At 47.4% G+C, this 23,283-nt stretch carries 22 protein-coding genes, 1 tRNA gene and 1 pseudogene; 14 read left to right on the top strand and 10 right to left on the bottom strand.

Annotation, left to right across the window (positions count from 1 at the left end):
• Positions 1 to 39 precede the first annotated feature (39 nt).
• Positions 40 to 1,110 carry a 5-(carboxyamino)imidazole ribonucleotide synthase gene (gene purK / locus M988_RS14650; protein WP_008812677.1) on the bottom strand — a complete coding sequence of 357 codons (1,071 nt, stop codon included), beginning with the start codon at positions 1,108 to 1,110 and terminating at the stop codon, positions 40 to 42.
• A complete protein-coding gene (gene purE, locus M988_RS14645) occupies positions 1,107 to 1,631 on the bottom strand; it encodes a 5-(carboxyamino)imidazole ribonucleotide mutase (RefSeq protein ID WP_004847104.1) in 525 nt (174 codons plus the stop codon). The genes purK and purE overlap by 4 nt, the downstream gene beginning before the upstream one ends.
• Positions 1,632 to 1,945: 314 nt before the next feature.
• On the opposite strand from purE, the gene dnaT reads away from it, so the two are divergent.
• Complete coding sequence (gene dnaT, locus M988_RS14640; protein ID WP_061060310.1) at positions 1,946 to 2,497, top strand: primosomal protein DnaT; 552 nt, start codon at positions 1,946 to 1,948, stop codon at positions 2,495 to 2,497.
• 20 nt (positions 2,498 to 2,517) lie between these two features.
• A complete protein-coding gene (gene dnaC / locus M988_RS14635) occupies positions 2,518 to 3,246 on the top strand; it encodes a replicative helicase loader DnaC (RefSeq protein WP_371272845.1) in 729 nt (242 codons plus the stop codon).
• 27 nt (positions 3,247 to 3,273) lie between these two features.
• Here the strand turns inward: dnaC and M988_RS14630 are convergent, their stop codons facing one another.
• Positions 3,274 to 3,999, bottom strand: a complete 726-nt coding sequence (locus M988_RS14630) for a UDP-2,3-diacylglucosamine diphosphatase (protein ID WP_008812679.1) — start codon at positions 3,997 to 3,999, stop codon at positions 3,274 to 3,276.
• 10 nt (positions 4,000 to 4,009) lie between these two features.
• The gene (ppiB, locus tag M988_RS14625; protein ID WP_004847094.1) at positions 4,010 to 4,504 is read right to left on the bottom strand and encodes a peptidylprolyl isomerase B; all 495 of its coding nucleotides are present in this window, start codon (positions 4,502 to 4,504) and stop codon (positions 4,010 to 4,012) included.
• A gap of 287 nt (positions 4,505 to 4,791) precedes the next feature.
• Here ppiB and cysS point away from each other — a divergent pair, with 287 nt between their 5' ends.
• Positions 4,792 to 6,177 (top strand): cysteine--tRNA ligase, encoded by a 1,386-nt coding sequence (gene cysS, locus M988_RS14620; protein WP_064574698.1) that lies wholly within the window; start codon positions 4,792 to 4,794, stop codon positions 6,175 to 6,177.
• A gap of 65 nt (positions 6,178 to 6,242) precedes the next feature.
• Here cysS and ybcJ read toward each other — a convergent pair whose 3' ends face one another.
• From ybcJ to folD, 3 genes are all read right to left on the bottom strand, one after another.
• A complete protein-coding gene (gene ybcJ / locus M988_RS14615; RefSeq protein ID WP_004847089.1) occupies positions 6,243 to 6,455 on the bottom strand; it encodes a ribosome-associated protein YbcJ in 213 nt (70 codons plus the stop codon).
• A gap of 226 nt (positions 6,456 to 6,681) precedes the next feature.
• Positions 6,682 to 8,049 carry an NAD-dependent succinate-semialdehyde dehydrogenase gene (locus M988_RS14610; RefSeq protein WP_064574696.1) on the bottom strand — a complete coding sequence of 456 codons (1,368 nt, stop codon included), beginning with the start codon at positions 8,047 to 8,049 and terminating at the stop codon, positions 6,682 to 6,684.
• 288 nt (positions 8,050 to 8,337) lie between these two features.
• Positions 8,338 to 9,195, bottom strand: coding sequence for a bifunctional methylenetetrahydrofolate dehydrogenase/methenyltetrahydrofolate cyclohydrolase FolD (gene folD, locus M988_RS14605; RefSeq protein ID WP_008812683.1), 858 nt, complete (start codon positions 9,193 to 9,195; stop codon positions 8,338 to 8,340).
• 204 nt (positions 9,196 to 9,399) lie between these two features.
• Between folD and M988_RS14600 the strand changes: the two genes are divergently transcribed.
• The 11 genes from M988_RS14600 to M988_RS14555 all read left to right on the top strand — a co-directional run bounded on the left by M988_RS14600 (position 9,400) and on the right by M988_RS14555 (position 18,654).
• Positions 9,400 to 9,476, top strand: a tRNA-Arg gene (locus tag M988_RS14600).
• Between the two features lie 218 nt (positions 9,477 to 9,694).
• Positions 9,695 to 10,102, top strand: a complete 408-nt coding sequence (locus M988_RS14595; RefSeq protein WP_008812684.1) for a GFA family protein — start codon at positions 9,695 to 9,697, stop codon at positions 10,100 to 10,102.
• Positions 10,103 to 10,551: 449 nt separating this feature from the next.
• Positions 10,552 to 11,664: an RNA ligase RtcB family protein gene (locus M988_RS14590; RefSeq protein ID WP_061060306.1), complete on the top strand. Its 1,113-nt coding sequence runs from the start codon at positions 10,552 to 10,554 to the stop codon at positions 11,662 to 11,664.
• Entirely contained in the window at positions 11,661 to 12,278 is a 618-nt protein-coding gene (gene prfH / locus M988_RS14585) for a peptide chain release factor H (protein WP_064574694.1), read from the top strand. Before M988_RS14590 ends, prfH begins: the two co-directional genes overlap by 4 nt.
• 314 nt (positions 12,279 to 12,592) lie before the next feature.
• Positions 12,593 to 12,745, top strand: a complete 153-nt coding sequence (locus M988_RS22870; RefSeq protein ID WP_156518181.1) for a hypothetical protein — start codon at positions 12,593 to 12,595, stop codon at positions 12,743 to 12,745.
• Between the two features lie 325 nt (positions 12,746 to 13,070).
• Positions 13,071 to 13,676 carry a CDP-alcohol phosphatidyltransferase family protein gene (locus tag M988_RS14580; protein ID WP_039187198.1) on the top strand — a complete coding sequence of 202 codons (606 nt, stop codon included), beginning with the start codon at positions 13,071 to 13,073 and terminating at the stop codon, positions 13,674 to 13,676.
• Positions 13,673 to 14,590: a phosphatidate cytidylyltransferase gene (locus M988_RS14575; protein ID WP_008812689.1), complete on the top strand. Its 918-nt coding sequence runs from the start codon at positions 13,673 to 13,675 to the stop codon at positions 14,588 to 14,590. Before M988_RS14580 ends, M988_RS14575 begins: the two co-directional genes overlap by 4 nt.
• A gap of 6 nt (positions 14,591 to 14,596) precedes the next feature.
• Complete coding sequence (locus M988_RS14570) at positions 14,597 to 15,235, top strand: lysophospholipid acyltransferase family protein (protein ID WP_039187422.1); 639 nt, start codon at positions 14,597 to 14,599, stop codon at positions 15,233 to 15,235.
• The gene (locus tag M988_RS14565; RefSeq protein WP_064574692.1) at positions 15,228 to 16,988 is read left to right on the top strand and encodes a bifunctional alpha/beta hydrolase/class I SAM-dependent methyltransferase; all 1,761 of its coding nucleotides are present in this window, start codon (positions 15,228 to 15,230) and stop codon (positions 16,986 to 16,988) included. The genes M988_RS14570 and M988_RS14565 overlap by 8 nt, the downstream gene beginning before the upstream one ends.
• Complete coding sequence (locus tag M988_RS14560) at positions 16,985 to 18,271, top strand: phosphatase PAP2/dual specificity phosphatase family protein (RefSeq protein ID WP_064574690.1); 1,287 nt, start codon at positions 16,985 to 16,987, stop codon at positions 18,269 to 18,271. The genes M988_RS14565 and M988_RS14560 overlap by 4 nt, the downstream gene beginning before the upstream one ends.
• Positions 18,247 to 18,654, top strand: a complete 408-nt coding sequence (locus tag M988_RS14555; protein ID WP_064574688.1) for a hypothetical protein — start codon at positions 18,247 to 18,249, stop codon at positions 18,652 to 18,654. The genes M988_RS14560 and M988_RS14555 overlap by 25 nt, the downstream gene beginning before the upstream one ends.
• Before the next feature lie 272 nt (positions 18,655 to 18,926).
• Here the strand turns inward: M988_RS14555 and M988_RS14550 are convergent, their stop codons facing one another.
• The 3 genes and pseudogenes from M988_RS14550 to megL all read right to left on the bottom strand — a co-directional run bounded on the left by M988_RS14550 (position 18,927) and on the right by megL (position 23,232).
• Positions 18,927 to 20,459 (bottom strand): sigma 54-interacting transcriptional regulator, encoded by a 1,533-nt coding sequence (locus M988_RS14550; RefSeq protein WP_224452378.1) that lies wholly within the window; start codon positions 20,457 to 20,459, stop codon positions 18,927 to 18,929.
• Between the two features lie 135 nt (positions 20,460 to 20,594).
• A pseudogene (locus tag M988_RS14545) lies at positions 20,595 to 21,830 on the bottom strand (amino acid permease); the annotation flags it as partial.
• Positions 21,831 to 22,038: 208 nt separating this feature from the next.
• Positions 22,039 to 23,232, bottom strand: coding sequence for a methionine gamma-lyase (megL, locus tag M988_RS14540; RefSeq protein WP_064574682.1), 1,194 nt, complete (start codon positions 23,230 to 23,232; stop codon positions 22,039 to 22,041).
• Positions 23,233 to 23,283 lie beyond the last annotated feature (51 nt).

Here is a 23,283-nt window from a genome sequence, read left to right as displayed (position 1 = left end):
TGGCAAAATGCGGAGCGCTTAGGCTCCGCTTTTTTGTGCCTAGGATGCTAATTTTTCCTGTGCCCAAACTAGCCCGCTTTGATATTCGCTAGGGAGATGGGACGAGATTGCTTGTAATGTTTCCGCAAGAAGCACGGGATCGCGATCGTTAAGGTTAAGGTGCCCAACTTTACGCCCCGCGCGTACCTCTTTGTCGTACCAGTGGAGGTGGATGAGTGGCCATGCTAACCAGTCATAGTTCAGTTCGGTGCCGATCAGATTAATCATGACTGACGGTGTACTGACCACGGGAGTCGGTAGCGGTAAGTCGAGAATGGCACGCAGATGGAGCTCAAACTGGCTGATTGATGCGCCATTTTGTGTCCAATGCCCACTGTTATGCACTCGCGGAGCCAGTTCGTTAATCAACAGGCTATCATCGACAATGAAACATTCCATGGCCATGACGCCGACGTAATTAAGCGCGTTCATGAGCGCGCTGAGCATCTGTTCTGCTTGCTGCTGCAACTGTGGATTAGGCTGTGGCAATGCAACGCTGGTACGTAAGATACCCTCTTCATGCAGGTTATGTGTCAGAGGGTAAAATACGCAGTGACCATCGCGAGCGCGAGCGCCAACCAGAGAAACCTCTCCAGAGAAGTTGATGCCTTGCTCGACGATGCATTCGCCGTAGGCATCGGCAGGTAGCTGTGATTCATCGCCGGGACGAATGCGCCACTGTCCTCGCCCGTCATAGCCACCGGTACGACGCTTCACTATGGCAAACTGACCGATATTGCTGAATATGGTCGGCCATTCACCGGCGCTGGACAACAACTGCCACGGCGCCGTCGCGAGTGTTAACTCGTCAAGCAGCTGCTTTTGCGTTAAACGGTCGGCCAAACGCGGGAAAATATCGCGGTTCACAAAACCGTTATGGCGAGCTAATTCACGCGTTAATGGCGTTTCAGGCCAACGCTCTATTTCTGCGGTGATGACGCCTTGCTGCCAAGGAACCGCTTCAGGATCAACATCTAGACCCACTGGGAAAACGGTGATACCCAGCGGCTCACCGGCCTGACGTAGCATTCGTCCAAGCTGTCCATTACCTAAGACGCAAACGGGTTTCATGCTTCCTCCCGTGGGTCAGGATGAGCCAGTACTTCGTCGGTTTGTGCCTGACGCCATGCCGCCATGCGGCGCGCTAGCATAGGATCATGCAGCGCTAGAATTTGTGCCGCCAGTAAACCGGCATTTGCCGCACCGGCTTTGCCAATCGCTAGTGTGCCCACCGGAATTCCACGCGGCATCTGTACGATGGAATAGAGGCTGTCTACGCCGCTTAACGCTGCGCTTTGTACCGGAACACCAAGCACGGGAACCAACGTCTTAGCGGCAAGCATGCCCGGTAGATGAGCCGCACCACCGGCACCGGCGATAATCACATCGAAACCTTGTTCGGATGCCTGCTCGGCAAAGCTAAATAGCTTATCGGGAGTACGGTGCGCGGAAACCACCTCCACATGGAACTTAACATCAAGCTGGGTCAAAACTTCGGCGGCAAACTGCATGGTGGCCCAATCGCTTTTGGAACCCATAACGATGGCAATTTTTGCCCCTGACGGGTTAGCCGGAACAACGTTGGCTGGCATTGATGGCAAGCTCCTGTTTAACTTACTGACTTTGGCAACTCAGTACTCACTGAGCAGGTAAAGAGGTGCGAAGTATATCACGTGTTTTGGGTGACGAAAACGGTTGCGTCAGCGTGGCGATGGGAACAATTTTGATAGCCGAGTGAGGTTTCATTCCCTCTCTCATTCGATATAAGACTGATTTATACTGTATGGGCTGGTAATATACCGCCACATAGTCCAGACCATAAAAAGTCTGCGGTCAATAAGCATTCGGCCGGTATGAACCGTTGCTCGCTTTCATCAGTTCACACTTCATCAGAGTAAAAAGAAACATGTCTGTCAAAATTTTGGCCTCTTCAATTACGAGCCTAGACACATTTAGCCGCGATCCGGAGACGGCGTTAAAATCTGGCGATCGCGGGGTGATCACCGTGCTTGATAACAACATGCCGATTTTTTACGCTGTTACGCCGGAAAGAATGGCCGAGCTGTTAGCCTTTGAAGAGGCTGCTAGCCGGGCCAACTCAGACGTCGTTTTGGAGGAGTGTCTATTCAGTGATGAAGCAGTGGCTCCCACGGCAGCCAATATTCCAACACCATTGGGTAAATTTGTGATGTATCCCGGCTGGCAGCCAGATACGGATTTTTTGCGTATGGCGGCTATGTGGGGATGTATCCTTACCGCTCCTGTCACGCCCACTGAGTTAGCATCCTTTGTGGCTTATTGGCAGGCGGAAGGGAAAGCCTTCCACCATGTGCAATGGCAGCAAAAATTGGCGCGCAGCATACAGCAAAATCGCATGAGTAACGGCGGCCAGCCAAAACGCGATATCAATGACATAGGCGAACAAGACTATTCCATCCCTAAAGGTTTTAGAGGTTAATGATGAAAGATGCCGCTAGCATGAACCTGATGCAGAGATTGAAAAAAATGATGCCTGCTCATGTTTCACCTAAGTTCACCAATGCTGAAGAGTGGCGTATTTGGCAGGAAGAAGAGGGGCGTAAGCGCTCCGAAGCAATTTCACGCGAAAATCAGGCGATGAAAATGCAGCGCGTTTTTAAACGCTCAGGTATTCGTCCTTTGCATATGAACTGCTCGTTCGATAATTACCGAGTCGAGTGTGAAGGTCAACGCATCGCGCTAGAACGTGCTCGCCAGTATGCCGCAGAGTTCGATGGCAATATTGCTAGCTTTGTGTTTTCTGGCAAACCCGGCACAGGAAAAAATCATTTGGCTGCTGCGATTGGCAACGATCTGATTCTGCGTAATAAATCGGTGTTGATTGTTACCGTGGCGGATTTGATGTCGAGTATGAAAGGAACATTCAGCGGTAATAGTGACACCACTGAAGAACGCTTGCTGGAAGATCTTAGCGCGGTAGATTTGTTGGTGATTGATGAGATTGGGGTACAGACTGAATCGCGCTATGAAAAAGTGATTATCAACCAAATTGTCGATCGCCGCTCTTCATCTAAACGCCCAACCGGTATGCTCTCTAACCTGAATGTTCAGAGCATGAATACGCTGTTGGGGGAACGCGTGATGGATCGAATGAGTTTAGGCAACAGCCTGTGGGTTAATTTCGATTGGGAAAGCTATCGTAGCCGCGTGGTTGGTAACGAATACTAAGCATAGGCGCGTAGCCACGCTGCGCGCTTAGAATGGAAATTCAATCAGTTCAATGCCTTCGGGCGTAACGCTTATCATCGACCCTTGATAATGCCATGCGCCCAACACCGCGCGTTTCGCCAGCTTGCCGTTTGGCATGTCAACGTTGTGAATTGCGGGGCGGTGTGTATGTCCATGAATCAGCCACTCGGCCTGATTTCTCTCTAACGCTTCTATAACAGCCTGCTGATTGACGTCCATGATAGCCTCTGACTTACCATCGTTGGTCATCTGGCTGCGATCGCGCATTTTAGCCGCGATATTTAAGCGGGTGCGTAGTGGCAACCACGAAAATAGTTTTTGAATAAACGGGTTATTCACTTTTCGACGATAGCGTTGGTAATCCACATCGTCAGTGCACAGGGTGTCACCGTGCATAATAAGAATGGGGTGTCCATATAGCGACAGCCGTTTCTCCTGCGGTAATAATGTCATTCCGCACTCTTGAGCGAAGCGCTTTCCAATCAGAAAGTCACGGTTACCGTGGATGAAATAACAGGGAACGCCTGAATTGGTAAGATCGTGCAATGCAGAGCTGATTTCACGATGCAGCGGTTGCGGATCGTCGTCGCCAATCCAGTATTCGAAAAAATCGCCGAGAATATATAACGCATCAGCCTGATAGGCTTCACGTTGTAAAAAACGAAGAAAACCGGCGGTGATCGCCGGTTCCTGTTCGCTAAGATGCAAATCTGCAATAAATAGCGTGCGCATCAGAAAACGATTACTCGCTAACAGTGACGCTTTTGATGATCACGTCTTCACGTGGAACATCTTGGTGCATGCCGCTACGGCCAGTAGAAACCGCTTTGATTTTGTCTACAACGTCCAAGCCTTCAACCACTTCAGCGAAAACGGCATAGCCCCAGCCGTCTGGGCGTTCTGAACGGAAGTTCAGGAAGTCGTTATCAACCACGTTGATGAAGAACTGTGCTGTGGCTGAATGTGGATCGTTGGTACGAGCCATCGCCAGTGTGCCACGTGTGTTTTTCAGACCGTTATTGGCTTCGTTTTTGATCGGAGCTTTAGTTTCTTTCTGTTTCATGCCAGGTTCAAAGCCGCCGCCCTGAATCATGAAACTATTGATAACACGGTGGAAAATAGTGTTGTCGTAGAAACCTTCACGGCAATATTCCAGGAAGTTGGCAACGGTAGCCGGTGCTTTGTCGTCAAAAGTTTTGATGACGATGTCACCGTGGTTGGTGTGGAAAGTAACCATAACAATAATCCTGTTTTTTTGATGTTTAGGACGAAAGAAAGCGATTGTAGCCGATGCGCCGCGGGCTGACATCCTTTTGTCGCAGTTAGCCGCTCGCCTTTCTTTGCGGTACGTCACTACGATAACGGAAAATGCCCCCAGCCTGCAAAATTCCCTGAAAAGCCAAAACCAGAGAGAACACAAGAAATCGCCAACCAAACAGGTGAAAACAGGGGTTATTCTTGCAAACGGCCTTTCTTCGCGGTTCAATACACCTATATTTTATGTCAAACCTCACGGATACCCCGATGCTAAAGATTTTTAACACACTCAGTCGTCAGAAAGAGGAATTCAAACCTATTCACGCCGGTGAAGTCGGTATGTATGTGTGTGGGGTAACCATTTACGATTTGTGTCACATTGGTCACGGGCGTACCTTTGTTTCTTTTGACGTGGTTGCGCGTTATCTGCGTTATTTAGGCTACAACCTTAAATATGTGCGCAACGTGACCGACGTGGATGACAAGATCATCAAGCGTGCGCTGGAAAACGGTGAGACTTGCGATCAGCTGACTGAACGCATGTTGGCAGAGATGCATAAAGATTTCGATTCTCTGAATATTGCGCGTCCAGATCTTGAGCCACGAGCGACGCATCATATCCCAGAGATTATTGAGATCGTTGAACAACTGATTACGCGTGGTCATGCATACGTCGCCAGCAACGGTGACGTGATGTTTGCCGTTGATACCGATCCTGATTACGGGTTGCTTTCTCGTCAGGATTTGGAGCAGTTGCAAGCGGGAGCCCGTGTAGAGGTTGCTGATGTAAAACGCAATCCGATGGATTTCGTGCTGTGGAAAATGTCTAAGCCGGGTGAACCTAGCTGGGAATCTCCATGGGGTCCTGGCCGTCCAGGTTGGCACATTGAGTGTTCTGCGATGAACTGCAAGCAGTTAGGCGCGCATTTTGACATTCACGGCGGCGGTTCAGACCTGATGTTTCCACATCATGAGAATGAAATTGCTCAGTCGAGCTGTGCTCACGATGGCCCGTATGTGAACTACTGGATGCACTCCGGTATGGTGATGATCGACCGCGAAAAGATGTCTAAATCGCTGGGTAACTTCTTCACTATCCGCGATGTGTTAGAGCACTACGATGCTGAAACGGTACGTTATTTCCTGATGTCTGGTCACTATCGTAGTCAATTGAACTACAGTGAAGAGAACCTCAAGCAGGCACGTTCGGCGTTGGAGCGTCTGTATACTGCGCTGCGTGGTACCGATCCTCAGGCTGAACCTGCGGGTGGGGACGTGTTTGAAGCTCGCTTCCGTGAAGCGATGGACGATGATTTCAACACGCCAGAAGCTTATTCGGCGCTGTTTGATTTGGCACGCGAAGTGAATCGCCTAAAATCAGAAGACATGGCTCAGGCTAATGCGCTGGCGGCTGAATTGCGTAAATTGGCGAAAATCTTAGGTTTGTTGGAACAAGATCCTGAAGTTTTCCTGCAAGGCGGCGCTCAGGCTGATGATAGCGAAGTTGCACAGATCGAAGCGCTGATTAAACAGCGTAACGATGCGCGGGCCGCTAAAGATTGGGCAATGGCTGACTCCGCACGCGATCAGTTGAATGCGTTGGGTATCGTGTTGGAAGACGGTCCACAGGGCACGACGTGGCGCCGTAAATAACGCATTCTGTTTAGAAATAATAAAGCCGGCTCATGAGCCGGCTTTTTCGTATCTTGTGTAAGCAATTACGCTTTTACCTGCACACTTTGACCGTTATAGGTTACGGTCTGTCCATCGATGATTTTGCAGCGTTTGCGGGTTTCGATCTTCCCATCAACTTTCACATAGCCGTCAGCAATTGCATTTTTGGCTGATGCGCCACTGTCGTTCCAGCCTTGCAGTTTCAGCAGGTCGCACAGCTCTACGTGCGGATGGTTTTCCAGGTGGAAAATTTCCATGGTGTTATCTCTTTATTCTTGCGAGTGATTCGTTCGGGATGCCGTAACCTTATAGTCCATGCTAAATGACTATCAATATACGGTAGGCAATACGCTATTATGCCAGCTTGCTCTTAGCAGCGCACAGCTAATATGCTATTTGCGGGTGCATAGAAACACCCGCACAGAGGGGATGCCTTTTGGTGTCAGATCCAAAAGGCACAGGCTATATTCATTTAAGCCACAACTAAGCCACAACCACCAGTTTCTGGTTAACAAACTCTTTGATGCCGAGATCGGCGAGTTCATGGCCGTAACCGGAGCGTTTAACGCCACCGAAAGGGAGCTCTGGTGCGGTGCCGCTGAGGGTATTGATAAACACCATACCGGTTTCAATGCGTGAAGCCATTTTCTTGCCGCGTTCAATGTCACCGGTGAAAATCGCACCACCCAGACCATAGTGCGAATCATTGGCAAGTTTCACCGCTTCATCATCGTTTTTCACCACAAATATCATGGCGACAGGGCCAAAGAACTCTTCAAAATAGGCGGGGTTTTCACGTTTGATGTCGGTCAAAATAGTGGGTGCATAGAAGTAACCTGTGTGATCCAGCGCTTTCCCTCCCAGTTTGACTTTCGCCCCATTCTTCACTGCTTTATCGACCTGTTTGACTAAATTCTGCAAGGCACCTTTGGACGATAACGGCCCCAGCGTTGTTTGCGGATCTAGCGGATCGCCGGTTTTTACTGATTCCAACGCTTGGGTAAAGCCAGCCATAAATTTGTCGGCTACTTTCTCGTGTACGATAAAGCGTTTGGCCGCGGTACAGACCTGTCCGGCATTTTGTAACCGAGCCTGTGCGCCCACTTTTATTGCTTTATCGAGATCGCAGTCGTCTAGAACCACAAAGACGTCATTACCGCCGAGCTCCATCGTTGATTTTTTCAGGTTTTTAGCAGCCTGAGCGGCGACAACGCTACCGGCTTGTTCAGAACCCGTTAGCGCAACGCCGCTGACACGGTCATCGTCGATGATTTTTGCAACCTGATCTTGTGAGATAAACAGGTTCGTATAGGCACCTTTTGGCGCACCGGCTTGAGACACCATGCGTTCAAAGGTTTCTGCGCAGTGTGGAACGATGCTGGCATGTTTAACCATCACGCTGTTGCCCACGGCCATGTTTGGTGCTAATACGCGCATTAGTTGGTAGAAAGGGAAGTTCCAAGGCTCAACGGCCATGATGATGCCGATCGGATGGTTTTCAACCCATGCATCGCCCAGTTTTGAAGGGTATTTAACCGGTTTAAGCAATGCTTTGGCGTTATCGGCGTAGTACTTAGCAATAGCAGCACAAATCTTCACTTCGCCTCGACTCTGTTCGATCAGTTTGCCCATCTCTTGGCTGATGGTTTTTGCGAGCTCTTCCTCATGTTGGGTGAAAAGCTCAGCTAGCTGAGTTAATACGGCGAGACGCTGAGAGATATCACCTTGCGCCCAGTCTGATTTATAGAGTTGATGTGCGGTTGCTAATGCGGATTCGACATAGTTGTCGTCGTGCTGGGGATATTCTTTGATGAGTTTGTCTGTGTAAGGATTGATTGTCTGGTATGGCATGATGGCTCCTTGCGGGTGATGATCATGTTGACGAAGACGAGTGTCTATTTCTCCGAGATATTTAGTTGAACGACATGATGATTGTGGATTAACACTGACGATTAGAACCGAGAGTGCAGTGCCCTAATCGCAGATACGTAATAGTTAACTGTAGACATGAATATGAGATTCTCAAGGCGCGCTAACTAAACTAAGAATTATCTCCTCGGTGTCACTTAGCGTTGCACATCGGCTTTCAAAGCAAAAAAGCCAGTCAGTGACTGGCTTAATTTACTCAGAGTCTAACGATTAAATATCGTGAAATTCTTCGCAGGCTTGCAGAGTGTTCTGGATGAGCGTGGCAACGGTCATTGGACCGACGCCGCCGGGAACAGGGGTGATCCAGCTAGCACGTTCCACTGCAACATCAAATTCGACGTCACCGACCACTTTTCCGCTTTCTAGACGGTTGATGCCAACATCGATCACGACGGCACCCGGTTTGATCCATGCTCCGGGAATAAAGCCGGGTTTACCTACGGCAACGACGACCAGATCGGCATTTTCGACATGCTTTTGCAGATCTTTGGTAAAGCGATGGGTAATTGTGGTGGTACAGCCTGCGAGCAAGAGCTCAAGTCCCATAGGACGGCCGACAATGTTAGACGCGCCAACGACTACGGCGTTCAGGCCGTATGTATTGATTTCGCAACGTTCTAGCATGGTGATAATGCCACGCGGGGTGCAAGGTCGAAGTTTCGGTGAACGCTGGCACAGACGGCCCACGTTGTACGGATGAAAACCGTCGACGTCTTTATCGGGGCTGATACGCTCTAATACCTTAACGTTGTCGATACCTGCAGGCAGAGGAAGCTGAACCAGAATGCCGTCGATGGTGTTATCGGCGTTAAGGTCATCAATTAAGCTTAACAGCTGCTCTTCGCTGGTGGAGATAGGGAGGTCGTAAGATTTCGATACAATACCCACTTCTTCACAGGCGCGGCGCTTGCTACCGACGTAAATCTGCGAGGCAGGATTATCACCTACCAAGATCACTGCCAGCCCAGGGGCACGTTTCCCCTCTGCTAAACGTTGTTGTACACGCACAGCCATTTCGCTTCTAACCTGCTGCGCAATCGTTTTACCATCAATAATCTTTGCTGCCATCAGTGACGAGGTCCATCAATATTATTTAAGCGGGGGAGGGCTGCTATTGTGTCAGATGCAAAGCGTGCTGTCAGGCAAAGAATAACCATAAAATAACCAAGTGGATGATCAAACGGACAAAAGGCATTGACTCAAAGCAGACTGACCGTATAATCCAAATCCGCTGCACTGCCTGACAGTTAGCCTCTGCTACACCGTCCCAATGCGCCCTTAGCTCAGTTGGATAGAGCAACGGCCTTCTAAGCCGTAGGTCACAGGTTCGAATCCTGTAGGGCGTACCATTAAAATCAATCAGTTACCAAATATTTTACGACACGGTTTCTAGTTTTCTAGACAAATAACAAGTCAAATTAATTAAAATCCCATCATTGTTTTCAATCCCTCCTTAAAAATTGTTCCTTTGTCGCAAAACATGACGCGAAAAAACGGCCTCTGTGTGATGCCTTGTGCCCAATACGCACTAAGATAATGAAAGTCAGAAATCACACTCGGGGTTGCTATGAACCAAAAAATGCCTGCTCAATGCCATTGTGGTGCCGTCGCCTTTACCGTTGAACTTAGCGATGGGTTTAATACCGCGCGCCGCTGTAACTGTTCATTTTGCCGGATGCGTGGTGCCATTGCGGTATCTGCACCACTGTCCGGAATCGAGATAATTCGCGGCAAAGATAAGCTTACCGAATACCGTTTTAACACCCAGCAAGCGGTACATTTTTTCTGCTCGGTTTGCGGCATCTACACCTTCCATCAACGCCGTTCAAACCCTGAACAATATGGTGTTAACGTTGCGTGTATTGAGAACGTTTCACCTTTCGACTTTCCATCAGTTGCCGTGATGGAAGGCACCCACCACCCGAAGGATGGTGGTGGCGGTATTGCGGGATATTTAACTTATAAGCCATTGTAGGATATATGGAATATCTGTGTTTAATCACGCCACTACAAATATACTATCACTCTTTATATATATTCTTTGTATTGAATTAGAGTGAGGTGCAGTAACAATAATATTATAAAATCATCAGGAAATAATATTTACTGTCGTGGGTGTTTTAAATATTCAGGTATAATTCAGTCTGTTTCAGAATACGGAAATAGTCGCATCTCACTCGCTAAAATCGCCAAAAATAAAAAACCTGCTTGTCAGAGTGTTTTTTATTATGTAGTATCGCCCCGTTTTAAACCCTATCACTTACTCAGCAAAGGAGGTCACACCATGCAACGACAAGCTATGTTTACCCTTTGCAGGTCTCGTTCCCAGGCATAATAGCCCTGTCTTCTTTTTGTTTTCAGGTATTGCTCTGGCTACGGCCTGCCACATCCTAAATTTAATAATTGATCGTCAGGATTGGTTTAATGAGCAATATTATTCGCTCCGTGTCGCCACGCGTCTCATATATCGCGTCTGAACACACCTGGATTGAAGGCAAAGCAATCCAACAGCTCGAAACAACGGCAAATTTACCCGACATGGTCCAAGTTACAGGGATGCCAGATTTACATCCCGGTCGTGGTTATCCTGTCGGTGCCGCTTTCTTTTCACAACATCGTTTTTATCCCGCACTGATCGGCAATGATATTGGCTGCGGCATGTCTGTGTGGCTGACGGATTTAGCTGTCGCTAAACAGTCGCTGGATAAACTGGAAAAACGGCTGGGAAATATCGATGGCCCGCTGGAAGAACACTTACTGGCTGATATTCCCGCCGAATTTAGCCATTGCTATTCATTAGGCACCATTGGCGGCGGTAATCATTTCGCTGAGTTTTTACAGATTGATGAGATATTCACGCCGTTTTCAGCGCTTGATAAAAAAAGGCTGATTTTACTGGTTCACAGCGGTTCACGTGGATTAGGTCAGGCTATTCTGGAAGCTCATATTCGCGAGTACGGACATCACGGGCTGGAGCAGGATTCGCCGGAATCCGGCGATTATTTGAACCAGCATCAACACGCGCTGGATTTTGCCGTCTGCAATCGCCACTTTATTGCTCGCAGAATAATGGAACGCCTGCGTACCGATGGACAGCAGTTGCTTGATATTGCGCATAATTTCCTGCAAAAAACCTCGGTCAATGGCATTGATGGCTGGCTTCATCGCAAAGGTGCGACTCCGTCAGATCGGGGGTTGGTTGTTATTCCCGGCTCTCGCGGGGATTTCAGCTATTTAGTGGAGCCTCATCCAGACGCAGAAAGTTTGTTTTCTCTGGCACACGGAGCTGGCAGGAAATGGATGCGCTCGGAATGCAAAGATCGGTTGTCAGCAAAATTCACCGTCGATCAAATGTCACGCACGCATTTTGGCAGCCGTGTTATTTGCCGCGACCGTCAGCTGATTTATCAGGAAGCGCCGCAGGCGTATAAGCCCATCGATACGATTGTTGATTCCTTGCAACAAGCGGGACTCATCACGGTGGTTGCTCGTCTCAAACCGGTTCTGACCTATAAAACCAGTGGAGAAACTGTATGATTTTATTGCAGATCTCTTCAGCTCAGGGGCCGGATGAATGTGCTTTAGCCGTCGCGCTGGCGTTAAAGCAGTTGCAAAAAGAAGCGGCAGCGCTGGGTGTGAAAGTCACGGTTGCAGAACAGGAACCGGCCCTACGCGCTGGCACTTTGCGCTCTGTTTTGCTCTCGCTTGACGGAGATGCGGCAGAACACATTTCGAATATTTGGTGCGGCACTTTGCAGTGGACGTGTGAAAGCCCATGGCGTGGTGGGAATGGCAGAAAAAACTGGTTTATCGGTGTTGCACGTTACTGCTTTGAGGACGTGGTGATAGAGGGGGAAATAAAGTTTGAATCCCTTAAATCATCCGGTCCTGGCGGGCAGCATGTTAATAAAACGGAGTCTGCTATTCGCGCAACCCACCTTGCCAGCGGCATCGTGGTTAAAGTGCAAACCGAGCGTAGCCAGCATGCGAATAAACGGCTGGCGAAGCTGTTAATTGCTCATAAGCTCGAGCAACAGCAGCAAAATATGCAAAGTGAAATTAAGGCTCAACGCAGGATGTTTCATCATCAAATCACACGGGGTAATCCTGAGAGAATGTTTAAAGGACTCGATTTCACACCGGTGAAATAATAAAAATGGCTGGGTTTTTCAACCTGACCCAGTCGTTTCAATGGAAGAGTAAAATTATGGAAATGCAAAGAAAAAACGCACAAGAGCCGCTCTTTGATAAAAACAATGTTTGTGTGGGGACTATCATCAGCGTAAGGCATGTGAATATTATCACCCCATATCATTGCTTACAGGTAAAATAAATCAGCATGCAGTTTTTCAGGCACCATCCGATCTTTTCACAGAAAAAGAATGGGAAATAGTTTATTTGATGCAGTGCAATTTAAGCCTCAAGGAGATAAGTGGTGTTCTTAAGGTCTCTGTTGATGCGATAAATGGCAGGCTCAGGAGTTGTTATAGAAAAACAAGCGTCTTCTTTGATTGAATTCGGCTGGACTATCAAAAATAGCTTATCTAAATATATCCGGAATGATGATAAGAAAATTATCGCTAATCAAAAAATGAGTGTTGCCTTAAAAATCTTTTGATTATAGTGGGCAAGGGAATTTAAAAGCTTCTTAGTAGAAAATGACCATGGGAGCTGGCTGATGTTCCATGAGGAATAATTTGTACGTACATGGCGCTGACGAATGTCTATTTTTCAACATTTCTTTCCCACTGGCCAGCTTCAGTGTCCACAACATTTACCTATGATCAACGAACGAAGCTAATGAATCATCTCATGGTTCTAGCACATTTTCTTTTTAGAAATCATAAATTCTGATTTTTGCCTCAGGCTGAGAAAAATACTTCTCATCGTGAGCTTAATTGAGACATCATGGCGAAATCTGCGAATGTTCAGGGAACAGAGTCATGACGCTTTATCAGATCAAACCCGCTTTTCAGGGGCTTTTGCGCCCACTGATGTTCTTATTGTATAGGCATCGTATTACCGCGAACCATATTACACTCGCTGCGATGGTGCTCTCCTTCATTACGGGAGCGTTGCTGATTGCTTTCCCTCGCCCAAGTCTGTTTATTCTGCTGCCCATCGTGTTGTTTGTACGCATGGCGCTTAATGCACTAGATGGCATGCTCGCTCGTGAGTGCAACCAAAAATCTCGTCTCGGCGCTATCCTCAATGAAACGGGGGATGTGCTCTCCGACATCGCACTCTATCTTCCTTTTATGTTGCTTCCCGACAGTAATATACCGTTGGTTCTTGTCATGCTGTTTTGTGCAGTAATGACTGAGTTTTGTGGCGTTTTAGCGCAAACCATTAACGGTATACGCAGCTATGCAGGGCCTTTGGGAAAAAGCGACAGAGCATTGGTATTTGGTACTTGGGGACTCGCGTTGGCGATCTGGCCGCAGCTTGTGCAATGGAACAACGTCATGTGGGGGATTGCAACCCTATTGCTGGTATGGACAGTCATTAACCGCTGCCGTAGCGTTCTACGTGATGAGGTTGCGAAATGATGATGCTGGAAAAATCCCTCGCGGTCGTTTTTGCAATTCTACTGGCGGCAACGGTGGTGAATGGGTTGCTGGTGCTGTTACGTCCGAGTAAAGACTGGCGGGAGCTAACGCTACGAATCCGAACGTGGTGGGTCATTATCATACTGTTTTCGCTGGCGCTACTTAGCCCTCATTGGTTGGCGCTGATATTTTTCGCGTTGGTCAGCTTTATGGCGCTAAAAGAGTTTCTGACATTGGTGCCGTCACGACAATCCGACCGCATGCCACTGTTATGGATGTTTGTTGTTATTCCCATTAACTACTGGCTGATTGGTATCGGTTGGTACGGAATGTTTGTGGTATTTATCCCTATCTATGTTTTTTTGTTTTTACCGGCGCGTATGGTGATTGCAGGAGATACGCAGGGCTTTCTACGTACGGCATCCCAGCTACACTGGAGTTTGATGACCACCGTTTTTGCCTTTAGCCATGTTGCTTTTTTACTGATGTTACCTGCTGATGGTAAGCAGACGGGGGCTCTGCTGGTGCTGTTTCTCGTCGGTCTGACGGAGTTCAACGATATTGCGCAATATCTGTGGGGAAAATCTCTTGGCCGTATCAGAGTGACTCCGAAGGTCAGCCCTAACAAGACGTTAGCGGGGTTACTCGGGGGCGTGGTGACGACGGCCTTAGTGGCTGCAGTGCTAGGTCCCTTGCTTACGCCGTTAGCTTGGCCAATGGCGCTGTTGGCGGGCGTTATTATTGGGATAACTGGTTTTTGTGGCGATGTAGTGATGTCTGCAATTAAACGTGATATCGGCGTTAAGGATAGCGGCACGCTGTTGCCAGGGCATGGTGGCATTCTAGACAGACTGGATTCTCTTATCTTCACCGCGCCGGTCTTCTTCCATTTCATTCGCTATTTCTGCTATTAATCTATGATGACACGTATTCTTCGCCTGTTGTTTTCGCTGTGTATTGTCTGGCCAGTCATTTGGCTGTGGCTTGGCCTGCGTGTGAAGCATCGTGAGACGCTGCCAAAAAGTGGGCCGGCGATAGTGGTGGCTAATCACAACAGCCATATGGATGTTTTTGCGTTACTTTCTCTTTTTCCTCTATGTCGTCAAGCAGAGGTGCATCCGGTCGCTGCCGCGGATTATTTTTTACGTAATAAATGGATGGCATGGTTTGCCCTCAATATTCTCAACATTATTCCTATTTCGCGAAAGGGTGGGGAAGCTAACCCATTGGCGCTGTGTGAGCAGGCACTGCGTGAGGGCAAAACGCTAATCCTCTTTCCAGAAGGCTCACGTGGAGAGCCTGGAAAACTGTCTCCGCTGAAGTCCGGATTGTGGCATCTAAGCCAAAGTATGCCAGAAGTGCCAATTATTCCCGTTTGGTTGCGGGGAACCGAACAAGTGATGGCTAAAGGGAATCGTATTCCACTCCCCCTGTTTATCGACGTCACTATTGGTGATGCGCTGAGTTTTAATCGCGATAAAAAAGTGTTTATGGACGATCTGAAGCACCAGTTGTTGGCGCTTTCGCAACAAACAACAGGAAATAATTCTCATGATTAATACACGGACGCCGGATGAGCGGCAATTTTTGACCAGCGATCATACGGAGCTGTTTTATCGCTATTGGCCTGCAACGTCGGCGGGTGTAACGCCAAAAGTGATTGTTTTATTTCATCGTGGTCATGAACATTCCGGCCGTCTACAGCATATCGTCGATGAACTGGCGATGCCGGATACGGCTTTTTACGCGTGGGATGCGCGTGGCCATGGCTGTTCGCCAGGTCAGCGAGGCTATAGCCCGTCGCTAGCGCGTTCGGTACAGGATGTTGATGAGTTTGTCCGTTTTGCCGCAGCCGATAGTCAGGCGTCAATGGAAGATGTGGTGGTAGTGGCGCAAAGCGTCGGCGCAGTTCTGGCGGCCACGTGGGCACATGATTACGCCCCGACTATTCGCGGCCTTGTTCTGGCATCCCCTGCCTTTAAGGTCAAACTGTATGTGCCGTTTGCCCGCCCAGGATTGGCATTGATGCATCGCCTACGTGGTCTCTTTTTCGTTAACTCCTATGTGAAGGGCAAGTACCTGACTCATGACCCGGAACGGGTAGAGAGTTTCAACCACGATCCGTTAATTACCCGCCCCATTGCGGTCAATATTCTGCTCGACCTCTACAAAACGGCAGAGCGTATTGTCAGCGATGCCAGCGCGATTACGCTACCTGTACAGATGCTGGTTTCAGGAGAGGATTACGTTGTACACCGGCAGCCGCAGATCGATTTCTATCAGCGATTGCGCAATCTGCAGAAGGAACTACATGTTTTACCAGGGTTTTATCACGATACATTGGGTGAGAAAGAGAGACATCTGGCGTTCGATAAAATGCGCGAGTTTATTGGCACCCTCTATTCCAAACCCGCGCAGCGTTTTGATTACAGCAATGAAGACCGTTGGAGTCAGGGGGCTGATACTTGGCGAATGTTAAGTGGTGGGCCGGAACCCTACTCTATGGACGATATTGTGTACCGTGGTTTACGTTATGGTATGAAGATTTTGGGTACTCAGTCCGCAGGAGTACGTCTGGGGTTTGATACAGGATTTGATTCCGGCAGTACGCTGGATTATGTCTACCGTAATCAGCCGCAGGGCAGCAGCGCGTTGGGACGCCTGATCGACAAAAACTATCTCAATAGCGTGGGTTGGAAAGGAATACGCCAGCGTAAGATTCATCTACAGACGCTGATTCAGCAGGCGGTCGTTACACTTGCGGAGCAGGGTAAAACGGTGCGAGTGGTGGATGTTGCTGCCGGTCACGGGCGCTATGTGCTTGATGCGCTGGAGGGTGAAACTGTAGTGAATGAAATCCTGCTGCGCGACTACAGTGAGCTGAATGTATCAAAAGGGCAGGAGATGATTGCCAGCCGTGGCATGGCCGGACGCGCCCGCTTTGAACAGGGTGATGCGTTCAATCGTGAAGAACTGGCCGCGCTGGAACCTCGCCCGACGCTTGGGATTGTCTCCGGGCTGTATGAACTGTTTCCGGAGAATACGCTGGTACGTAATTCTTTGGCTGGGCTGGCGGAGGCGATTGAGCCGGGTGGGATTCTGATTTATACCGGACAGCCTTGGCATCCACAGTTGAAAACCATCGCTTGGTCGCTTACTAGTCATAAAGACGGCAAAGCGTGGGTAATGCGAGTGCGTACTCAGGGAGAAATGGATGCTCTGGTGCGGGAGGCTGGTTTCGATAAATGCGCCCAGCTCATTGACGAGTGGGGGATTTTCACGGTGTCTATGGCGGTACGTCGCGCATCATGACCACTCGGCGCTCCGTCTACTGGCAGGGAATGGGCTGGCTGATTCTGCTTGCCCCGTTTTTCTTTTTAACTTACGGGCAAGTTAATCAATTTACCGCTGGGCGAGATAACATTGGCAGTCTGGTTTTTGGCTGGGAACACTATATTCCCTTTGTGCCGTTGACCATCATTCCCTACTGGAGTCTGGATCTGCTGTACGGTCTATCGCTGTTCGTCTGCACGTCGCTGAACGAACAACGTCGGTTGGTGTGCCGATTGGTACTTGCATCGCTTGTTGCCTGCGCTGGCTTTTTACTATTTCCGCTGAGATTTACCTTCACGAGGCCGGAGATTCCCGGTCTCGCCGGTTGGTTATTTGGCCAGCTTGAACAGTTTGATTTGCCGTACAACCAGTCGCCATCTTTGCATATTATTTTGTGTTGGCTGTTATGGCGCCATTTTCAGCGTCATCTCGCTGGGAAATGGCAAATGCTGAACAGCGGCTGGTTTTTGCTGATCGCCGTTTCTGTTTTGACGACTTGGCAACATCACTTTATTGATGTGATTACGGGGCTGGCAGTCGGAATGGTTATTGACTGGATGATACCGGAGCCGGGGAAGTGGCTCTGGCGTAGTGCCTCAGCTAAGTACAGGGTTTTGGCTATTCGTTATCTCTGCGGTTCGCTGGCGTGTTTGGCTGGGACTTTTTTGACCGCTTGGTTGTGGTGGCCCACATTGTCGTTGCTGATTGTGGCGTTGGCTTACGGCCTACTCGGCGTTGATGCGTTACAAAAAGATGATAAAGGGCGGTTAACTCCCGCCGTTTGGTGGCTGTTGTTGCCATGGCGAGTTGGAATGACGATCTCTATGTATCTGTATACTCGCCATTTACCGGCCTATAGCCCATTAACGGATGGCGTGTTCCTTGGGACATATCCGCGCAAACCTATCGCACAGCAGGCGGTACTGGATTTGACCAGTGAGTTTTCTCGCCCCCGAGTAACACAAAGCGTTACTTATTACTGTGTGCCCATGCTGGATCTCGTTAATCCAGATGAAGCGACGCTACGCCGAGCCGTTGATAAGTTGGAGCAGTTGCGCGTAACGCACGGCAGCGTACTTATTCACTGTGCGCTAGGTCTTTCGCGCAGTGCGCTGGTGGTTACCGCGTGGTTGGTGCAGCGTTATCCCGCGCTGACGTTGGAACAAGCCGTAGAACACGTTCGTAAAGCTCGCCCTCAGGTTGTTTTCACCGCTGAACATATGGAGTTGCTGAAAGGATGGACGACAAAAATCACGGTGTGACCAGCAGAGCTACTCTGCAACCACTCCTCGTGCAACAAACCCTGAAGAGTTGGCGTTTCTTTATACTCTTTTCTGTTCCCCCTATAGTCTGGGTGATCTTTACTGACCCGTCGTTTTTACTCCGAGCTTTTATCGCTTTACTGTGCGGCGCTGTGTGGTTTGGTTGCTGGCGGCTTTGGCTGGATGAACACTACTTTCGGCTTATGAGCGAAGAGAACAACAAGGTTGCTGGAGAGGTGCTCTTTGTTATCTGGCGCCGAGAAAAGCTACAGGAGCTTACGTTTATCGAGCGCCAACAGGGGGCTATGAATCAGTGTCGATACACCATGTGGATTACGGGGGGGCTGTGGGTTATTTGGTTGATGGGGTTGTTGTGGCAATAAGTGTTTTTTCATTACCTAACCTTTTTTAAAAGATAGCCACTCACTGAATAATCAGTTTTTTGATAAGGCACTGTTAGTCAGTCAGAAAGGCAACGAAACGTCTAATAAAATGCACAAATATGTGTGCAAGGTTTTTCCTGCACACATTCCTAGATAATTCTTTTCTTATACGCATCCGAATTTTGTAAAAGAGGGGATTTTCAATTCGCTCGCCTCTACCGTATTCCTTCATATCCCTTTGAAATAGCATGATTTTACGGTCTTGAAGAGAGCTATTTCCTTTTGCTCAATAGCAGATGTTCTAAATGATATTGCTTAATTTTATTGAGTACGGTGGTGTGTGACAATCCGATTTGGTTAGCGACCTTTCTGGCAGAGCCCAGTGATACAAGATATTTTCTGATAATCTCTCGCTCTTGAGTTTCAATCATCGTTTTAATGCTGCCATTTTGTATGCTGTTTTCAGTGTTTTTATCCTCTGGCAGAGAAATATCTGCACCGGAGATTTCAGGTTTTTCAGCTAATAGCATGGTTCTGAGCAGAATATTTTTTAGCTCACGTACGTTTCCTGGCCATGAATAGCCCATCAGAACTTCAAGTGCACTCGGGAGCAAGATAAGTTTTTTGTTCAATTCGGCAGCGTATTTTTGGAAAAAATAGCTCACAAGTGGGAGGATATCCTCTTTGCGTTCTCTCAGTGGTGGAATGGTGATGGGGAGAATGTTGACGCGATAGTAGAGATCCTCGCGAAATAGTTTTTGCTCTATTAAATGCTCTAGGTTTTGGTTGGTGGCTACGATGACTCTTACGTCTACATATTGGGTCTTGAGTCCGCCAACTCGTTTGATCATACCATCTTGCAGCACGCGTAATAATTTACTTTGCAGCGAAAGTGAAAGTTCACCAAACTCATCAAGAAAAATAGTGCCATGATTGGCGCTTTCAAATAAGCCCATCTTCCCGCCTTTAAGTGCACCACTAAAAGCACCATATTCATAGCCAAATAACTCGCTTTCGACTAACGTTTCAGGGATTGCAGCACAGTTTATCGCTTCAAATGGGCACTCTTGGCGCTCGCTAGCATGATGAATTGCTCTGGCAATGAGTTCTTTGCCTGTCCCTGTCTCCCCACGAATAAGAACCGTATATTTGCTTTGGGCTATTTTTTTTGCAGCGGCTAAGCAGGCTACCATGCTAGGGCTAGCATAAATGAACTCATCAAAGTCTGATGGTGTTTTTTCATTTTTATATTTTTGCAAAACTTTTTTAGTTTCAGTGTTTTTGATGACAGAGTTATTAATGAATATAGTTGCGCCAGTAATCTTGTTTTCCTGTAAAATAGGACGAATAGTACAGCTAAACAGGTCTCCATTTGTTTTGCTCTTAATTTCTTTTGCGTATATTTTTCCACAGCGAAAATCCTTTATTTCATTCCAGTTTACAATAGAGGATATATTTCTGCCGATTATCTCATTTCGTGATAAGTTAAATGTTTTCTCTGCAATATGATTAAACTCATTAATAATGCCGTAGTTAGAGATAACAATATGACCATAATCAGAAAATGAGAGTTCAGAATGGTCGCCGTTAGCAGAATATACGCTAAGAATATCATGATTGATCAGCAAATTGCCGAGTAGATATTGTAATTTTCTTTCTGAAGGAATGTTAAATCGAATAAAAATCTCGCAAGAGGATACGTGTAGGGCATCAATATAAATATCCATATTGCTGAACTCAGTGATGACATCAGCAATCATCGCAGTACGATCAATTGTTTTTATATTCCATCCAACGGTAAGCATGATAACCACCATAGTCAAATGTATGGCATTCATGGTATCAATGTTTTTAACTAGAGCAATTATAGATTGTCCAACAGGTGATTTACCCCCTGCCGGACATCACAGTATTGTGAGAATTTTTCTTGGCGGCAAAAACTACTCAAAGACCTTGAGGAAAGGGGATATCACCAGTAGTAAGCCAAATAAAAACACACACCATGTCTGTACTCCTTTGAATTGGTGAAGTTTTTGAACTCTATAAACGAGATAGCATGGGATTAGGCATGAGACAATCCCATACAATGGACTACCGATATGAAAGAAGATAACCACTGAGAAACCGAGAGAAACCCAGAGGAAAAGCAATAGAACGATGAACACATATACGCCAATACCGAGGGCGGTATGGTTGATCCTGCTTGCTGGGATAAAACGTTGAATAATATTGAGTAGAATACCTTTGACCGCTTCTTGGAAACCTAAATATATGCCAAAAAATGCAGTGAGCACTGCAAAGATATTTAGCAAGGTTGTCATAATATGAACGAGCGTGCCAGGGATAACTTTCGCCGCCATAGCGAGAGCAGAAATATTAAGATTGAATGCCTCTACCGCTTGCTCGTGGCTCATTGAGAAGGTAAAAGAAAATGAGAAAAATATAATAATACTTATTAAGATGATATAGGAAATACGATGAACGCGAATCGCTTTATAGGTTGCTAGATGCTTATCTTCTTCTCTTTTCCTATAAGCAATGTTCATTGGATTGAGTATTTGGACAAATACGGCAGAGAAAAAAGCAAACGGTATCGTTAATAAAACATCGCGTGAGAATACGCCAATGTCAGGAAATGCGGTGATATTCTTTAGATCCCAATGAGGGATCATGACGAGTCCAAGTAAGACGATAATACCCACTTTGACCACGACCATTGGGCCAGATATTTTAAAGAGTAGTCGCTCCCCTCTAGAGGCAATAAAAACTAAAACCATAAAGACGATCAATTTGTAAACAGCTGAGTCAGATAATAAGTGTTCTGTGACGCCAAATGTTTTTAGATAGGATGCGCTATCATAAATTACTGAAATAGAATAAATAAACATGCCATGGACAAGCATGACAAAGTAAATTATCCCGAGTGCGATGCCCCAGTTCTTCCCAAGATATTGAGTGATAATGTTAGAGTAGTCCTCGCAAATGTCACTCTCAGATAGGGTTTTCATGTACAGATTTTGTAGCATATAGGTGGCAGGGTAGGCGATTAAAAAAGAAACGATGAAAACCCAAATGCCTTTTAGTCCAATCTGCACGGGAACAAGTACCGTACCTGCTCCGATGGCCATACCAATACACAACAGTATCCAACCAGCATCATAGGCGGTTAGGGGAATATTATTATATTGCCGCTTTGTTTCACTTATGGAAGCAATAGTGGACATGAGTTACTCCTGTCTGAATAATCAATTAGAGTTAAAATAACAGCCGTTACCTATCTGTTTTATATGCTTGTCTACGGCTGTATCCCCTCAAGCTTGCGTTGCTGTTTCAGTGCCTGCTTTTTATGCGGTTTCAGCAGCTGAGGGGACAAATTAATCAAAGCTAAAAAGCAGCCTTGTTAAAGGCTTGTTTAAGGTCGGCGATGATATCTTCAGGATCTTCAAGCCCTACAGATATTCTTATTAGCCCATCGGTAATGCCGGCTTTCATTCTTTCCTCTGGCAACATAGGGGAGTGTGTCATTGAAGCGGGATGCTGAATTAATGTCTCCGTGTCACCAAGGCTGACGGCCAGTAAACACAATTCAACAGAATCCATTACGGTTTGGCCTGCTTCCACTCCACCTTTAATTTCAAAACTGATTACAGCGCCAAAATTCGACATCTGCTTTTTGCCCAGCTCATAGTTTGGATGTTCTGGCAGGCCGGGATAATAAACCTTTGTGACTGCAGGATGCGAGGATAAAAATTTTGCAACCTGCATTGCGTTTTGACAATGTCGTTCCATACGCACGGCTAACGTCTTTAATCCACGCAAAGTGAGCCAGGCATTGAAAGGGCTGATACAGCCGCCGGTAATGTCTTTGACCCCAACAAATCGAGCCTGATTGATGAACTCTTGGCTGCCGACAATGACCCCGCCAATAACATCACCGTGGCCGTTTATATATTTGGTTACGCTGTGTACCACGATGTCTGCGCCAAACTTGAGTGGATTCTGGCAATAGGGCGACATAAAAGTGTTATCAACGACCAATAATGCATCATTGGTATGGGCTAGCTGAGCACAGGCGTCAATATCGATAATAGATAATGTGGGGTTTGCAGGCGTTTCAATATAAATAACTTTGGTATTTGGCCTGATCGCATGCCTGATATTTTCGATATTCGTCGCGTCGACGAAGGTAACGTCAATACCAAATTTCGGCATGCTGTGTGATAGCAAAGCATGTGTGCAGCCGTAGATAGCTTCAGAGGCGATGATGTGATCGCCCTGCCCACACAGGGTCAACAGCGTGGAAGAAATCGCAGCCATTCCTGATGCAGTCGCGAGGGCAGCTTCTCCGCCTTCTAGAATAGCTATTTTTTCTTCTAGTGCGGTTTGAGTCGGATTTCCAAGACGTGTGTAGATATAACCAGGCTCTTCAAGTGCAAATCTGGCAGCACCCTGTTTGGCATTTTCAAAGACAAACGTAGAGGTTTGGAAAATAGGTGTTGCAAGAGCACCGGTGGTGGCGTCTGGATGTTGTCCCGCATGGATGATTTTAGTGTTATAGCCTTTATCGTCCAGTTTCATGCTTTGTTTCCTCATTAGTTTATGTATTTCCCATAATCTAATAAGCAACCT

The organism is Hafnia paralvei ATCC 29927, from assembly GCF_001655005.1.
Taxonomy (GTDB): domain Bacteria; phylum Pseudomonadota; class Gammaproteobacteria; order Enterobacterales; family Enterobacteriaceae; genus Hafnia; species Hafnia paralvei.
This window is presented reverse-complemented; position numbering and strand designations above follow the sequence as displayed.

Coding starts and splice junctions, on each gene's coding strand:
- cysS (WP_064574698.1), top strand. CDS start 4,792: ATGCTAAAGATTTTTAACACACTCAGTCGTCAGAAAGAGGAATTCAAA.
- M988_RS14555 (WP_064574688.1), top strand. CDS start 18,247: ATGGACGACAAAAATCACGGTGTGACCAGCAGAGCTACTCTGCAACCA.
- M988_RS14570 (WP_039187422.1), top strand. CDS start 14,597: ATGACACGTATTCTTCGCCTGTTGTTTTCGCTGTGTATTGTCTGGCCA.
- M988_RS14595 (WP_008812684.1), top strand. CDS start 9,695: ATGAACCAAAAAATGCCTGCTCAATGCCATTGTGGTGCCGTCGCCTTT.
- M988_RS14560 (WP_064574690.1), top strand. CDS start 16,985: ATGACCACTCGGCGCTCCGTCTACTGGCAGGGAATGGGCTGGCTGATT.
- folD (WP_008812683.1), bottom strand. CDS start 9,195: ATGGCAGCAAAGATTATTGATGGTAAAACGATTGCGCAGCAGGTTAGA.
- M988_RS14580 (WP_039187198.1), top strand. CDS start 13,071: ATGACGCTTTATCAGATCAAACCCGCTTTTCAGGGGCTTTTGCGCCCA.
- ybcJ (WP_004847089.1), bottom strand. CDS start 6,455: ATGGAAATTTTCCACCTGGAAAACCATCCGCACGTAGAGCTGTGCGAC.
- prfH (WP_064574694.1), top strand. CDS start 11,661: ATGATTTTATTGCAGATCTCTTCAGCTCAGGGGCCGGATGAATGTGCT.
- ppiB (WP_004847094.1), bottom strand. CDS start 4,504: ATGGTTACTTTCCACACCAACCACGGTGACATCGTCATCAAAACTTTT.
- M988_RS14565 (WP_064574692.1), top strand. CDS start 15,228: ATGATTAATACACGGACGCCGGATGAGCGGCAATTTTTGACCAGCGAT.
- M988_RS14575 (WP_008812689.1), top strand. CDS start 13,673: ATGATGATGCTGGAAAAATCCCTCGCGGTCGTTTTTGCAATTCTACTG.
- M988_RS14610 (WP_064574696.1), bottom strand. CDS start 8,049: ATGCCATACCAGACAATCAATCCTTACACAGACAAACTCATCAAAGAA.
- M988_RS14630 (WP_008812679.1), bottom strand. CDS start 3,999: ATGCGCACGCTATTTATTGCAGATTTGCATCTTAGCGAACAGGAACCG.
- megL (WP_064574682.1), bottom strand. CDS start 23,232: ATGAAACTGGACGATAAAGGCTATAACACTAAAATCATCCATGCGGGA.
- purE (WP_004847104.1), bottom strand. CDS start 1,631: ATGCCAGCCAACGTTGTTCCGGCTAACCCGTCAGGGGCAAAAATTGCC.
- M988_RS14590 (WP_061060306.1), top strand. CDS start 10,552: ATGAGCAATATTATTCGCTCCGTGTCGCCACGCGTCTCATATATCGCG.
- M988_RS14550 (WP_224452378.1), bottom strand. CDS start 20,459: ATGCTTACCGTTGGATGGAATATAAAAACAATTGATCGTACTGCGATG.
- M988_RS22870 (WP_156518181.1), top strand. CDS start 12,593: ATGGCAGGCTCAGGAGTTGTTATAGAAAAACAAGCGTCTTCTTTGATT.
- purK (WP_008812677.1), bottom strand. CDS start 1,110: ATGAAACCCGTTTGCGTCTTAGGTAATGGACAGCTTGGACGAATGCTA.
- dnaC (WP_371272845.1), top strand. CDS start 2,518: ATGAACCTGATGCAGAGATTGAAAAAAATGATGCCTGCTCATGTTTCA.
- dnaT (WP_061060310.1), top strand. CDS start 1,946: ATGTCTGTCAAAATTTTGGCCTCTTCAATTACGAGCCTAGACACATTT.